Annotated in this window: 8 protein-coding genes and 1 pseudogene; 4 read left to right on the top strand and 5 right to left on the bottom strand. The window is 64.3% G+C overall.

Features of this window, described 5'->3' with window-relative positions:
* Window positions 1-10: 10 nt before the first annotated feature.
* Both CA260_RS10460 and CA260_RS10455 read right to left on the bottom strand, forming a co-directional pair.
* A pseudogene (locus CA260_RS10460) lies at window positions 11-921 on the bottom strand (DUF979 domain-containing protein).
* 35 nt (window positions 922-956) lie between these two features.
* On the bottom strand, window positions 957-1,646 hold the full coding sequence (locus CA260_RS10455) for a DUF969 domain-containing protein (protein WP_111982827.1): 690 nt from the start codon (window positions 1,644-1,646) through the stop codon (window positions 957-959).
* 385 nt (window positions 1,647-2,031) lie between these two features.
* Between CA260_RS10455 and CA260_RS20895 the strand changes: the two genes are divergently transcribed.
* Window positions 2,032-2,433: a hypothetical protein gene (locus CA260_RS20895; protein WP_146745320.1), complete on the top strand. Its 402-nt coding sequence runs from the start codon at window positions 2,032-2,034 to the stop codon at window positions 2,431-2,433.
* Window positions 2,434-2,572: 139 nt separating this feature from the next.
* Window positions 2,573-2,878, top strand: a complete 306-nt coding sequence (locus CA260_RS10440) for a HigA family addiction module antitoxin (protein WP_172461780.1) — start codon at window positions 2,573-2,575, stop codon at window positions 2,876-2,878.
* Between the two features lie 287 nt (window positions 2,879-3,165).
* On the opposite strand, the gene CA260_RS10435 is transcribed toward CA260_RS10440, so the two are convergent.
* From CA260_RS10435 to CA260_RS10425, 3 genes are all read right to left on the bottom strand, one after another.
* Window positions 3,166-4,386, bottom strand: a complete 1,221-nt coding sequence (locus tag CA260_RS10435) for a PQQ-dependent sugar dehydrogenase (RefSeq protein WP_111982819.1) — start codon at window positions 4,384-4,386, stop codon at window positions 3,166-3,168.
* A 146-nt stretch (window positions 4,387-4,532) separates the two neighbouring features.
* A complete protein-coding gene (locus tag CA260_RS10430; RefSeq protein WP_172461779.1) occupies window positions 4,533-7,766 on the bottom strand; it encodes a WD40/YVTN/BNR-like repeat-containing protein in 3,234 nt (1,077 codons plus the stop codon).
* A 78-nt stretch (window positions 7,767-7,844) separates the two neighbouring features.
* The gene (locus tag CA260_RS10425) at window positions 7,845-10,028 is read right to left on the bottom strand and encodes a TonB-dependent receptor family protein (RefSeq protein WP_111982815.1); all 2,184 of its coding nucleotides are present in this window, start codon (window positions 10,026-10,028) and stop codon (window positions 7,845-7,847) included.
* 291 nt (window positions 10,029-10,319) lie between these two features.
* Between CA260_RS10425 and CA260_RS10420 the strand changes: the two genes are divergently transcribed.
* Together CA260_RS10420 and CA260_RS10415 are read left to right on the top strand one after the other, a co-directional pair.
* Window positions 10,320-11,048 (top strand): hypothetical protein, encoded by a 729-nt coding sequence (locus CA260_RS10420; RefSeq protein ID WP_146745319.1) that lies wholly within the window; start codon window positions 10,320-10,322, stop codon window positions 11,046-11,048.
* Window positions 11,045-14,275, top strand: a complete 3,231-nt coding sequence (locus tag CA260_RS10415) for a WD40/YVTN/BNR-like repeat-containing protein (RefSeq protein WP_111982811.1) — start codon at window positions 11,045-11,047, stop codon at window positions 14,273-14,275. The genes CA260_RS10420 and CA260_RS10415 overlap by 4 nt, the downstream gene beginning before the upstream one ends.
* Window positions 14,276-14,354 lie beyond the last annotated feature (79 nt).

Raw genomic sequence — 14,354 nt, 5'->3', positions numbered from 1 at the left:
AAATAATGCGTCAGAACCGGAACACGAGCACGGCCATCAGCACCGTGTTGACGACCAGCAGCAGCACGGCCGTCGGCCATTGCGCCTTGATCACGCCGTTCTTGTCCTTCAGTTCGAGCAGCGCGGCGGGCACGATGTTGAAGTTCGCGGCCATCGGCGTCATCAGCGTACCGCAGAAGCCGCTCAGCATCCCGATCGCGCCGAGGATCGCCGGATTGCCGTGGAACTGTGGACGATCAGCGGCAGCCCGATGCCGGCCGTCATCACCGGGAACGCGGCGAACGCGTTGCCCATGATCATCGTGAACAACGCCATGCCGACCGTATACGCCACAACGATGGCGATCGGCGAATCGATCGGTATCCAGGACGTCACCAGCCCGGATACGACGCCGCCGACGCCTGCGACCGCAAACACCGCACCGAGCGCCGCAAGCATCTGCGGCAGGATCGCGGCCCAGCCGACCGCGTCCATCGTGTAGCGCGCTTCCCGAAGCCCGTGTGCCGGCGAGTCGCGCAGCATCACGAGCGCGACGCCGAACGCGACAAGGGTGCCTAGAACGAGTGAAATCAGCGTCACGTTCTTCGTATCGATGAACGACGCGTGCTTCAACGCGAACGTTCCCGCCAGCGTCACCGCGGGAATCAACAGTGCGGGCAGAAACAGCCGGTTGCCCAGGCGAGGTGCCCCGGCGTCACGTCGCGCGGCCGCGGTCGCGCTGCGCGCCTTGGTCTTGCCGCGCCCAAGCTTGCCAGAGCCGGCGATCACCGCCAGCGTAATCGCGAGGCAGCCCGTCACGAAATGCGGCAGCAGGGCGCCGAACAGGAAAGTCGCGGCATAGATCATCCAGAACGCAAAGTTCACGACGCGCCGCGGATTCGTCCGGTCGGTCAGGTTGAAAATCGCGAACGCCGCGAACATCAAACCCGCGATCGTGTAAAGCGCCTCGAGCCCGATCATCGCGGATCCTTCTTCACGGGTGCCGCGAAGGTCCGCGCGAGCCGGCTATCGAACAGGGAGAGCCGCGTGCAGTGGATAAGGAGTGCCGCGATCGCGGTGGGAATGGCCCACACCGATACCTGCAGCGGCTCCACGATGATGCCGTTCTGTTCGAGAAAGCCCTTGATCAGCAGGATCGACTGGATGGCGATGAAGATGTCCTCGCCGAAGAACACCGCGATGTTATCCACGGCGGATGCGTTCGCACGAATCTGTTGGCGCACGGCTTCCGATAACTCACCGTGCCGGTTTGCGGCCGCGGCCTCCGCCATCGGTGCGATCAGCGGCCGCACCATCTGCGCGTGGCCGCCGAGCGACGTGAGGCCGAGTGCGGCGGTGACCTGGCGAATCACGAAGTACAGCATCAGCACGCGGCCCGCCGTGGCCGCGCGTACTCGTCCGATCATCCGCCGCGCCTGTTCCTTGAGTCCATTGCGTTCGAGCAGCGCAATCACCGGAAGCGTCAGCCAGATCAGCCCCATGTAGCGGTTTTCGGTGAACGCCTTGCCGAATGCGCTGACGATGTCGACGAGACCCAGGCCACCGGCGAGCCCGGTCGCGAGGCCGGCGACCGTCACCACCAGCAGCGCATTGAAGCGAAGCGCGAAGCCGATCACGACGATCGCCACACCAATCAGAACCAGCATCGCTCCTCCACGTCTTGTAGCGCGCGATGCGCGCAGATGGCGGGCCGACGTTTCCCCCGCTGCACCCGTCTGCCCTTGGCGGACAGTCTAATGTCTGCGTTGGGCCTGAGGGCGAGGTCCCGCCTTGATCGAGGGGCGTATCCGACCGCCGCGCAGGCTAAAAGCGCCTGCCAGGCCTGCAATTTCGCCGGGTTCTGCATGAGTAGCGCGCCGACGTTTTGCCGCCTGATCGCCGTCATGCCCACCCTGAGCCCGGCGGACACTCATCTCGCTTATCCGTGACAGACGATGCCGACCCTGCTTGTTAGGGTCAGGCCGTCATTCGCGCCGTCTCGCTGAAGGGTCTCGCGAATGACCATGACGACCAAGTCATGAGGCGCGGGCCGTGAGTGCCACTAACACCCACGACCCGCTAACCATCACCAACTACCGGACGTTGATCATGGCTATCTGCGATCATACGGCACGCATTCGCGCGTCCGTTCCCTCTGACGGCACCCTCACTCCTTCCCCTGGCGACACGCCACCCACGCGCGTGGCATGGCCCGAAACTCTGCATTCCTGCAGCCGCAGCGACATCGCCTTGGCGGTGCTCGCCCTTGCGCGCCTGCGCTACGACAGCGAACAGTGCAGCAAGGCGCGAGCGCGCGGATTCCCCGGCAGGCCACTGGAATGGCCGCTTCCCGCGGTCATCACGGCCAGCCTTGGCACCGCCATCGAGTGCCTCCAGCAATACGCCAGTCTGCTCGGTCACGAGCCCCAAGTGAACGCACCACGCCACCGATGATCGCCGTCGAGGCGCATCGGCCGACATGGCGATGCGCTGCACTCGGGCGATCACCGACAAAGCCACTAGGCATTCACCGACACGGAGCGCTGTAAGCGCCTATCCGCCGTGCGGCTGTGCCCGACAGGGACGACAAGCCATGGAACTGATCCAACTCTCGCCACGCATGGACGTGGATCCTTCACTGCAACTGCGCTCCCCCGGCGAGGTGCTGCTGCTCGACTACATGCTTCCGGCCACGATGAATCACCAGCAACTCGCTCGACGTACAGGTATCCGTGCGCCACATCTCAGGGAGTTCCTCACCGATACCCGCCCCATGACTCCCCGGCAAGCCATACGGCTTGCACTCGTGCTGGATACGTCACCGTTCTATTGGCTGGTGCTGCAGGCGCGCTACGGGCTGGCTCGCGAGGCGCAACGCGCCAACTCATTCATTCGTTAGTAGGTGGCGCCCCATGGCCCGGGGAGACGGAGGAGGGTGGTGGGCGGCGTCAGAAATCCGATGCTTGAAAACGAAGCGCCCTGATCAAGGGATCAGGCGCCGCGCCTGATCAGCATGTTGATGACCAGAAAGCGTCTCCGAGAGCAGGGAGGCGGTCCGGAGGACTGTCGCCGCACATCTCCTCCTGCTTCCTTGACACGTTCGCCGCCCTGTTCATCCTATGGCCGTATAGGCGTCCTTGGGCTTCTTGCCGGACCGTGTCCCAAAGTGGGTGCCGGTTCGTCGAATCATTTCGGCATGAGGTGATACAGGCCGCCGGGCTGGGCGTCCTCCAGCATCCAGAGTGAGCCATCCGGTGCCTCTTCGATATCACGGATGCGTTTGCCGACACTCCAGCGCTGGATCTCAGTGGCGCCACCTTTGCCATCAAACGTGACGCGAACAATGCCCAGGCTGACCAGTCCGCTGAGCAAGGCGCTACCCTTCCACTGCGGGAACAGGTTGCCCTTGTAGAACATGAGGTTGCCCGGCGCGATCACCGGCGTCCAATAGATCACTGGCTTGGCGAGATCGGGCCGCGTATCCGGGCTTGGAATGGGTACGCCGTTATAGTTCTTGCCATACGAGACCAGTGGCCAGCCGTAATTCTTGCCGGGCTGGATCAGGTTCAGCTCGTCGCCGCCGGACGGGCCATGCTCAAGTTCCCACAGTCGACCATCGGGACCAAAGGCCAGGCCATAAGGTGTGCGGTGGCCGGTGGTCCAGGTTTCGGCCGGCGTCAGGTTGGGACCCGGGAACGTATAGGTGCTGACCACCGGCGCCGTCTTGGCTTTCTCGGTATCGGCCGCCAGGTCGATCAGCGAAATGGTGCGAGCGCCGACCTTGCCCGCCCATGGATTGCCCGGCGCGGGTTTGCCATCCAGCGTCAGCCGCAGGATCTTGCCTGCCGGTTGGTCGGGATCCTGCGCCGGGGTGAAGCGCTGCCGGTCGCCCAGCGTGAGGAAGAGGTACTTGCCGTCCGGTGAGAAGGCGATCTGACCGCCGGGCTGGCCGCCCATGCCCGTGGGCATCTGGCGCCACAACACCTGAAAGTCGTCCAGCCGGGGCTGCTTGCCATCCAGCACGAGCCGACCCCGGCCCAGCACCACGCCGCCGCCATAGTCACCCGGCGCGACATAAGTGAGATACACCGCGTGGTCGGTGGCGTAATGAGGCGAGAGGAAGACGCCCAGCATGCCGTCCTGACCTTTGACATAGCTGGGCGGAACACCTTCGATCTCGGTCTTGGCGCCCTGCGGCGTAACCAGGTCGACGCGCCCGACCTTCTCGGTCACCAGCATGCGGCCATCGGGCAGGAACGCGATGCGCCAAGGCAGATCGAAGCTCGCCACCTTGGTGATGGTGAAGGGAAGGTTGGGATCGGATTTCTGTTCGCCTGCATTGGTCTGCGCATGGGCAGCGCTTGCCAGCAGTGCTGCAAGAAGGATCCCGCCAGTCAGCTTCATCATTTGCATGTTCCCAGCGTGCGAAAGAATTGAAACATCCTAGCGACCTGAATGCCGTGTCGGTGTGATGGCTGCTTTCAATTCGGGAAGAAGCGCTTTTCCGAAGAACAGATCATCGGCCGCCGCTTGAGGTCGCATGGTTCCTGACTTCAGTCAGCCTGAACATCCTGAAGCGTGCGCCCGGAACCGGCTGCGCCGTCACCGGGCACGATGATTTCGGCGAGACCCGCCTCGTGCAGTTGCTTGTTGAGCTTCGCCAGATCGGTGGTGCGCATGGCATTCCATTGAGCGAGTGCCTGATCGACGCTGGCCTGGTAGTGGGCGAGCGCCTCGTGTTGACCGTCGGTCGGCGCGTGGTCGGCGCCTTCGACGTCGGTCGCGATCGCGGCGAGTGCATCGCTGATCGCGTGCAGGTTGAGGGATGTCTCGCCCGCACCCTCGACCAGTGGCGTGGTTTTCGACTGCAGCGAATCCACGCTGGCGAGCAGCGCTTTGTTCGCGGCACTCTTGCCGAGCTTGTGATCCAGCGCCTCCAGTTGATCGCGCACGGCTTCCACTTCGCCGTAGCCTTGCCATACGCGTTGAAGCACAACCGCCATGTGGCGTGAGTAGGTGAGCCCGGCGGCCAGTTCGTCCTGGCTGGTCTGTTCGCGGGGGTCCAAGGCAACGATCAGCGGCGCGCGATACGACTTGCCGTCCACGTGAAGCACCATTTGATAGTTGCCCGGCAAGACCAGCGGCCCTTCCGGTGTCACCGGCGTGTCCGAATCCCAGGTCGCGGCGATGCTGTAGCCGTACTCGATCGCCTGCGGGCGCGGATAGCGCAGATCCCATACAAAGCGATGGGCACCGGCCTTCGCGGACAGCGCGGGCTGCGGCTTCACCCAGCCGTCAGCGAAGTACCGTTCGGCGTCGAGCGTCGGTGGCTTGTCGGCGCTGGAGAACTGGCGCACGAGTTTGCCGTCGCGGTCGAGGATGTCGAGTGTGACGGGTCCCTTGGCGTTGGCGGCGAGCCGGTAGTCGATCACCGCGCCGCTAGGTGGATTCTTGCCAACCGGTGTTTCGGGCGGCAGTGGCGTGTCCTTGTTCTGGTTTGCCCGCACGCGCAGTGCGGTTGCCGGTGTATAGAGGTGCGCCGCGGCGCGCTCGGTGTCGGCGGTCGCCTGGCGCAAGGGCGTCACGTCGTCGAGAATCCAGATCGCGCGGCCTTGAGTGGCGGCGATCAAATCATTGCCGTGCACGAGCAGGTCGCGAACCCAGGCGGTCGGCAGGTTGCGTTGCAGCGATTGCCAGTGCGTGCCGTTATCGAACGAAACAAAGGCGCCGCGATCGGTGCCCGCATAGAGCAGTCCGGCGCGCGTGGGGTCCGCGCGCACGACGCTGACGAAGCTGCCTGCCGGTAGTCCCGCGGCGATGTCGGTCCAGCTGGCGCCGTAGTCCCGCGTGCGCCAGGCGTGCGGATTGAAATCGTCCTGGCGGTGATTGTCCACGGCGGCATAGGCGGTGCCCGCTTGCAGCGACGAGACATCCAGTGAGCTGACCTGGGCCCACTCGGGCAGGCCTTTCGGAGTGATGTTGTGCCAGCTCTTGCCGCCGTCCCGGGTGAGCTGGATGAGGCCGTCGTCGGTACCGATCCAGATTTCGTCATTGTTCCGAGGCGACGGCGCGATGCTATAGATCACGCCATAACCGCAGTCCCGCGCTTGTGCCGTGGTGGGAGATCCGTCGCAATGCGTTGCGCCATTCTTCCTGGCATTCAACTCGGGACTGATCACATCCCAGTGCCGGCCCTGGTCGGTACTGCGGAACAGCACCTGCGCACCCAGGTATAGGGCGTAGGGAGCCTGTGCCGAGAACGCGATCGGGGTGATCCACGTGTAGTGGTATTTGAAGTCGGTCGGGCGCTCGCCATAGCTGTTGACCGGCCATGGCGTGACGTTTTGCACCGCGCCCGTGCGTCGATCCCAGCGCGATACGCGCCCACCGAGGCCGGAGCCGAACACGATGTTGGGGTCGCCCGGATAGGGCAGGTCGTAGTCGCGCTCGTCGCCGCCGACCGGACGCCAGTCGCGGTAGGTGATCGAGCCATAGTCGCTGCGACTGGCGATGCCGACGGTGCCCGAGTCCTGCTGGCCGGAATAAATCCAGTACGGAAACTGCTGATCGGCGCTGAGGTGGTAGAACTGGCCGGTGGGTTGGTTGTACCAGCTGCTCCAGCTCTTGCCGCCATTGAGGCTGATCACCGCACCCTGGTCGCTGGCGGTAATCATCCGCTGCGTATTTTTCGGGTCGATCCACACGTAGTGGTAATCGTCGCCACCGGGCGCGCCCTTGAAGACCGTCCAGTGCTGACCGCCGTCATCGGAACGGCGGATCGATTGTCCGGCGGAGTAGATGCGGTCGCGGTTGTCGGGATCGACGGTGATGCGGCTGAAGTAGTCGTTGGCGAGCCAGCTTTCGTGACTGGTCGCGTGCCACGTCGCGCCGTCGTCATCCGATCGGAACAGCCCGCTCTCGCTTTTCGTCGTCGCATCGTTGACCACGGCATAGACGCGACCATGACCCGCCGTCGCGATGCCAATGCGTGCGAGCGTGTCGCTGGGCCAGCCATGTCCACTGATGCGCTTCCAGCTGATACCGCCGTCGCTGGAGCGGTAGAGCCCGCTGCCCGGCCCGGCGTTGGGCTGGAAATACGACAGCCACGGATAGTTGCGTACTTGCCAGGCCGCGGCATAAATGATGTTGGGATGATCGGGATCGGCGGCCAGATCGACCACGCCCGTATCGGCATCGATGAAGAGTGTCTGTTTCCAGGTCTTGCCCCCGTCGGTGGAGCGGAACACGCCGCGTTCCTGGTTCGGCCCGTAGTAGTGGCCGAGGGCTCCTACCAGCACGGTATCGGGATGCTGGGGATCGACCAGGATGGCGCCGATGTGGCGAGTCTCATCCAGGCCCATGTGCTGCCAGCGTTTGCCGCCATCCACCGAGCGATACACGCCGTTGCCTGCACCGACGTCGTAGCGGGCAGCCACTTCGCCGGTACCCACGTAGATGACGTTTGGATCGGACGGCGCTACGGCCAGCGCGCCGACGGGTGAGGCCGGTTGTTCGTCGAATAGCGATTGCCAGGTGCGCCCGGCATCGCCGGTCTTCCACACGCCGCCTCCGGCCGTGCCCATGTAAAACGTGTTGAGCTGCGTTGACACACCGACCGCCTGGGTCGCCCAGCCGCCTCGAAACGGTCCTACCTGCCGCCATTCAAGCGAATCGAGCACGCTCGAACCCGGCCCTCCAGCGGCGTTGGCGGCCCGGACTGGGTTGGCGCCGGCCAGCAAAAGGCCGGCGATCACGATGACGGGGCAAAGCGCATGGCGTTTCAACATGGGGCGTCTCCCGCGGCGGAATGGCGACATCGTTTGGCAAGGGTAGGGCGGGCGAGCGGTGGCGTGCCGCATCGCCCCTCACAGGGTGAGCTTCACGCCGGTATACCAGGTGCGTCCTGCCGCCGGCTCCAGTCCCGTCTGCCACACCCGGCTGTAATACTGCCGATCGGTGAGATTGCTGACACCCGCCAGCAGCTTGACGGTGCGATTGAGCTGCCAGTCGCTCGCGAGATCCAGCACGGTATAGGCGGGAATTCGCGCCGGCAGATAAGTGTTGCCGCTGCCCAGCGGCTGATTGGAATCCTGCCAATACTGCGCGGCCGAGGACACCGCCGTCAGACTGAGCTTGACGCGCTCCTCGACGCGCCAGGTCACGCCGGCCTTCAGCAGATAGCGCGGCGCGTAGGCGGGTATCTTGCCGACCTGTCCCGGGATGGCGCTGGCGGTGAAACGGGCATTCAACAGGCTGGCATTGAGGAAGCCCTCCAGGTGCTCACCGCGATCAGCCAGCGTGGTACGCGCGAAGAAGTCGTAGTTGAGCTGCCCCTCCAAGCCGCGGCTGCGGGTGTCGCCGGTATTCACCTCGATCACGTCGGTGGCGTTGATGTGCTGCGCCTCGATGCGGTTCTTGAAGTCGATCCAGAACACGCTCACGTCGTAGTAGAGGCCGGTGACGGGCACGCCGTGTACGCCGGCTTCCCAGGACAGCGATTTGGACGGGTCAGGCGCATGCCCCGGCACGATATTGGCGAACGGCGAGGCCATGTCGAAGTAGCGCAGCGGCCGCCAGCCCTGCGACACGTTGAAATAGGTCTCGTTGCCGTGGCCAAAATCGTTGCCGATGCCCAGCCCGAACAGCGGCACCGTGCGCGCATCCGCCTCGTTGATCAGCGGACGGCGGAGGAAGGGCGGCTTGACGGTTTCCTCCACTGCTACCCGTTCGTGCTCCAGTCGCACCGAGGGGACGATATGGAAGCGGTGCGGCAAACGGAACACGTTCTCGGCGAACACCGAGGCGTAATGCGAGCTGCGCGCCTGCACCAGCCGTGGCGTGCCGCTGCGGTCGTCGCGGTCGACGTAGAGGTCCGTGCTGGTCCACTGCCGGAACGGATCGTCGCCGTCGAACAAGGTGGTGCCGACGGTGAAGGCATTGCCCTGGCCCCAGCGCTTGCGCAGGCGCAGATCCACGCCGCTGCTGCGGAATTGCTCGTCCTGGAGCGTGGTGGTGGACGGTGGCGGCTGAGGCGGCAGCGCGCCGTTGGCCGCACGACTGGCGAGGTCCTGATAGGCGAACCACAGCTTGCCGGTGAACAGCCAGCCATCGCCGAACTCGCGACTATGCCCCAGCACCAGTTGGTCGCGATCGACCCAGTCCCGGTTGTATGGCGTAGGCGTCGCCCGCGGGTTGGCCTGCCATTGCGGATAGCTCAGCCGCCCGGCATCGCCGGAGGCCGCATCGATCACGTGCAGGTCCAGCCACCACTGCTGCTGCGCAGTCGGGCGGTAGGCGAGGTAGAGATCCGCCTGGCGCATCTGCGAGTCCGCGTTGGGACGGGTGCCGTCGCTGCCGACATAGCCGGCGTCGACGCGGTAGCTCCAGCGCCCGCTGCTGCCTTCGAGCACGTTGTAGGTCGAGTACAAGCCGCGGTTGCCCACCACTTGCTCGGTCGTGAACGACAACGGCGCGTCGGCAGCCGGGCGGCGCGACACCAGGTTGAGCACGGGTGCGGGTTCGGGCCCATACAACAGGCTGGAGCCGCCACGGATCAGCTCCACCGAGGCCAGGCCCTGGGTAAGCGGCATGGCATACAGGGTAGGGAAGCCGATCCAGTCGCTTTCCAACGGAATGCCGTCCTGCATCACCAGCACGTATTCGGATTCTTGCGGATTGCCGAGGCCCCGATAGCTCAGGTTGAACTGGGTCGGGGTGGGCTGCTGGGATACCTGGATGCCGGGACTGCGTGCCAGCAGCTGATCGAGGTTATTGCCTATCACCGTGGGCTGCTGGTCCAGGTGCGTCACCGTGGTCTTCTTGGTCACGGTGATCAGGGTGCCGTCGACTTCGGCCAGCATGTGCTCGAGCTTGGCCTTGAGGGTCTGTCGCCAGCTCTGGGCTTTGACTTCGACGGCCGGAAGATTGGTCGCCGGCTTCGGCGAGCCCTGGGCATGCTCGACGGGCGTATCGGGCGCCTGTTGCGCCAGTGCGGTCATGGAAGCCAGGGACAGGGCCAGGACCAGCGGCCGGGCGGTGTGATGAGGCATCGACAAGGGCTACCCAGGGTGACGAGGCAAAGCGCTCTTTATCTTGCATCGGCAAGCGCACTGCCATAGGCCAAGCGTTTAGTTCCATGACTTCTGTCCCATCGTGCGGCTACTGTGACCTGTGTAGTGTCAGAGTCAGCGGCGCCACCAGGGGATCGGCGCCAGTCTTGCATCTGTCTCCTTGGCCGGTCGCGCTGCGATCGGGTGTGGGCAGTTGGCGCAGGCTTCATCAGCGGGAGGGTTGGTTTCATGCCTACACGATCGTTGTTCCTGGTGGCCGGGCTGTTGCTCATGGCCACGTCGGCGCACGCCTTGACCGCCGATGAGCTGGTGGCCAAGAACGTCGACGCCCGCGGCGGGCTCGACAAGATCCACGCCATCAAGTCGATCAAGCTCGACGGCAAGCTGCGCGTCGGTGGCCAGTTCGAGCTGGCCCTCGCCCAGTACAAGAAGGCGCCCGATTCGGTGCGCACCGAGGCCACCATCCAGGGCCTAACGCAGATCCAGGCCTGGGACGGCAAGAGCGCCTGGCAGATCTCCCCCTTCGAAGGGCGCCGGGACCCCGAGGCGATATCCGGTGACGATGCCAAGAGCCTGTCCGACGACGCGGCGATAGGCGGGCCGCTGGTGGACTGGCAAACCCAGGGCAACAGGCTCGAATACCTCGGCACCGAAGACATCGACGGTACCGAGGCGCACAAACTCAAGGTCACGCTGAAAAACGGCGATATCGAATACGTCTATCTCGATCCGGATCACTACCTCGAGATACGCACGATCGCCGACCAGGTCGTGCGCGGCACCCACGTCGAGACCGTGACCGACTACGGTGACTATGAACAGGTCGACGGGGTGTATTTCCCGTTCTCCATTTCCTCCTCGACCAAGGAGGCCGGCCCGTTCGCCAAGCAACAGATCACGATCGAGAAGGCCGTAGCCAACGTGGCGATGGACGACACCCTCTTCGCTTTTCCGCACGCTAACGGGGCCGCGCACGCCGCCGCAGGAGCGAAGCCATGAGACATCTTCCGTGCAAGCTCGCGGCGCTGCCCGCTATCGTCCTGCTCTCGTCATTTTCGTACGCTGCGGCGGCGCAAGCGACAGCACCCGACGCAGCGAAAACGCCGGCCAAATTCGACGCTGGCGTGATCTCCGGCCTTGGCGCACGCAACATCGGCTCGGCCGCCATGAGCGGACGTATCTCCGCGCTCGCGGCCGTGCCGGAGAAGGATGGCAAGCTGACCGTCTACGTCGGTGCGGCGAGCGGTGGCGTGTGGAAATCCAGCGACGGCGGCACCACCTACAAGCCGGTGTTCGACAAGCAGGCGGTGCAGTCGATCGGTGATATCGCGATCGATCCGTCCAACCACGAAACGATCTGGGTCGGTACCGGCGAGTCGTGGACGCGCAACTCCGTATCGATCGGCGACGGCATCTACAAGTCCACCGATGGCGGCGAAACGTGGACCAACATGGGCCTGAAGGGCTCCGAACGTATCGCCAAGATCCTGATCGACCCCAAGGACAGCAATACCGTCTATGCCTGTGCTCCGGGCAAGTTATGGAGCGATTCGTCCGATCGCGGCCTGTACAAGACCAGCGATGGCGGCAAGCACTGGAAGCTGGTGCTGACCGGCAAGAATCTTTCCACGGGCTGTGCCTCGATCTCGATGGATCCCAAGGACCCGAGCGTGATCTTTGCCGGCCTGTGGGACTTCCGCCGCAAGGGCTGGACCTTCCGTTCCGGCGGCGAATCACCGGCCGCACCGTCCGGCAGCGGCCTGTTCCGCTCCGCCAATGGCGGCCAGTCATGGACCGAAGTCACCGCCACGGCCAACCAGGGTTTCCCGAAGCAACCGTTTGGCCGTATCGCGGTGACGGTGGCGCCTTCGAACCCAGCCATCGTCTACGCGCTGGTCGAGTCGACGGATTCGGCGCTGTACCGCTCCGACGATGGCGGCAAGACCTGGCAGCAGCGCGACAAGAGCCAGCTGATGGTATGGCGGCCCTTCTACTTCGCCAGCCTGATCGTCGATCCGAACAATCCGGATCGCGTGTTCAAGCCCGATCTCAGGCTGATCCAGAGCCTCGACGGCGGCAAGAGTTTCTCCAATGTCGGTGGCGGCGCCCACGGTGATTCGCATGTGCTGTGGATCGACCCGCGCAATACCCAGCATGCCATCGTCGGCGACGACGGCGGACTGTGGTATTCGACGGATGGCGGCAACAAATGGTGGAAAGGCAACAACCTGCCGGTATCGCAGTTCTACCACGTGAGCGTGGATGACGCCGATCCCTACCGTGTCTATGGCGGTATACAAGACAACGCCTGCTGGGCAGGCGATTCCGCCTATCCCGGTGGGATCACCAACCAGCAGTGGACGAACTATTGCGGTGGCGATGGTTTCTGGATGTTCGCCGATCCGGCCGATCCCGATTACATCTACATGGAGACGCAAGGCGGCAGCATCACGCGCGTCAACCGCCATACCCATGAAGCGCGCGATATCCAGCCCAAGGCGAACTACCACGAGAAGCTGCGCTGGAACTGGAATACGCCGATCGCGTTGAGCCCGAACGAGAAGGGCACGATCTACATGGGCGCGCAGTTCCTGTTCCGCTCGCGCGACCATGGACAGAGTTGGCAGCGCATCTCGCCGGATCTGACCACCAACGATCCGAAAAAGCAGGAGCAGGAGAAGTCCGGCGGCGTCACGGTGGACAACTCCGCGGCGGAAACCTATACGACGATCTATTCGATCAGCGAATCGCCGAAGCAGGCCGGCCTGATCTGGGTCGGCACGGATGATGGCAATCTGCAGCTCACCCGCGATGACGGCAAGAGCTGGACCAAGATAAGCGGGATCAAGGGCCAGCCTGCCGACACCTGGGTGTCATGGGTGGAGGCGAGTCCGCATGAGGCCGGCACCGCCTATGCAGCGTTCGATCGCCACAGCTTCGGCGACATGAACCCGTATATCTACAAGACCACCAACTACGGCCAATCGTGGACTCCCCTGGTGACAGGGCAGGACAGCAAGGGCCTGCGAGGCTATGTACACGTCATCCGGCAGGATCCGCTCAAGCCGAACCTGTTGTTTGCCGGCACCGAGTTCGGCCTGTGGATCTCGATCGATGGCGGCGCCAGCTGGGCGCAGTTCAAGGGCGGGGACTTCCCGGCCGTGGCCGTGCGCGATATCGCCATCCAGCCGCGCGATGGCGACCTGGTGCTGGCCACCCACGGCCGTGGCATCTGGATCGTCGATGACATCACGCCATTGCGTGCGCTCGATCCCAAGATCCTCGGCAGCGAAGCGACGTTCTTGCCCTCGCGGCCGATCCAGCAACGCATCGATGCGTTTGGCGGCTGGCCGGGCGGAGACGCCGGTTTCGTCGGCCAGAATCCGCCGGAGGGCGCGGTCATCACCTACTACCAGCGCGATCGTCATCTGTTTGGCAAGCTCAAGATCGACGTGCTGGATAGCAAGGGCAACCTGGTCGACACCATTCCGGCCAGTGTGCGTCGCGGCATCAACCGGGTCCAATGGTCGATGCAGACCAAGGCGCCACGCGTGCCGCCGGCTGCGCAGATCGCTGGCAACTCGATCCAGGGACCACGCGTGCCGCCGGGCACCTATACGGTGCGCATGACCAAGGGCAAGGACGTGTTCGAGAGCAAGATCGAGGTCGGCCTCGATCGTCGTAACAAGTTCAGCGTGGCCGATCGCCAGGCACAGTTCGACGCCGCCAACCGGGTCAAGCAGCTGTTTGGTGACATGAGCGACGTCGTGGCTCGGATCAACTCGGTGCGCCACGACGCCGAGGCCGAAGCCGCCACGTTGCCCGCCGAGGATGCGACCCGCAAACAGCTCGCCGATCTCGGCGACAAGGCAAACGATATTCGCAAGAAGATCGTGGCGACCACCGAAGGCGGGGCGATCACGGGTGAGTTGCGCCTGCGCGAACACACCGACGAACTGTACGGAGCGATCATGTCGTACGAGGGCCGACCGTCGGACTACCAGCTGGCTTCGCTCGACGCGCTCAAGCGCGAGCTCGGTGATGTGCAGAAGGCCTATGCCGACTTCACCGCCAACGACCTGCGCAAGACCAACGCCGTGCTCAGCGCGAAGCACCTCAAGGAAATCACTGTGCCGGAGACGACGCCGGAGGAGGAGGGTGCAGCAGGCGGCGGCAAGGCGGCGCTCGAGGCGGCCATGCGTGGCCTGGAGCAAGAGCGCGATTGAAGACGGCTCACCGTGAAAGTCGAAAGACGGCAAGAATCGGGGCGCCCTCGGCGCCCTGATTCATTGCGACCTGGCCAGC

The sequence above is a fragment of the Dyella jiangningensis genome, assembly GCF_003264855.1.
Classification (GTDB): Bacteria; Pseudomonadota; Gammaproteobacteria; order Xanthomonadales; family Rhodanobacteraceae; genus Dyella; species Dyella jiangningensis_C.
The sequence above is the reverse complement of the archived record's forward strand: the minus strand, read 5'-3'. Positions and strand labels throughout refer to the sequence as shown.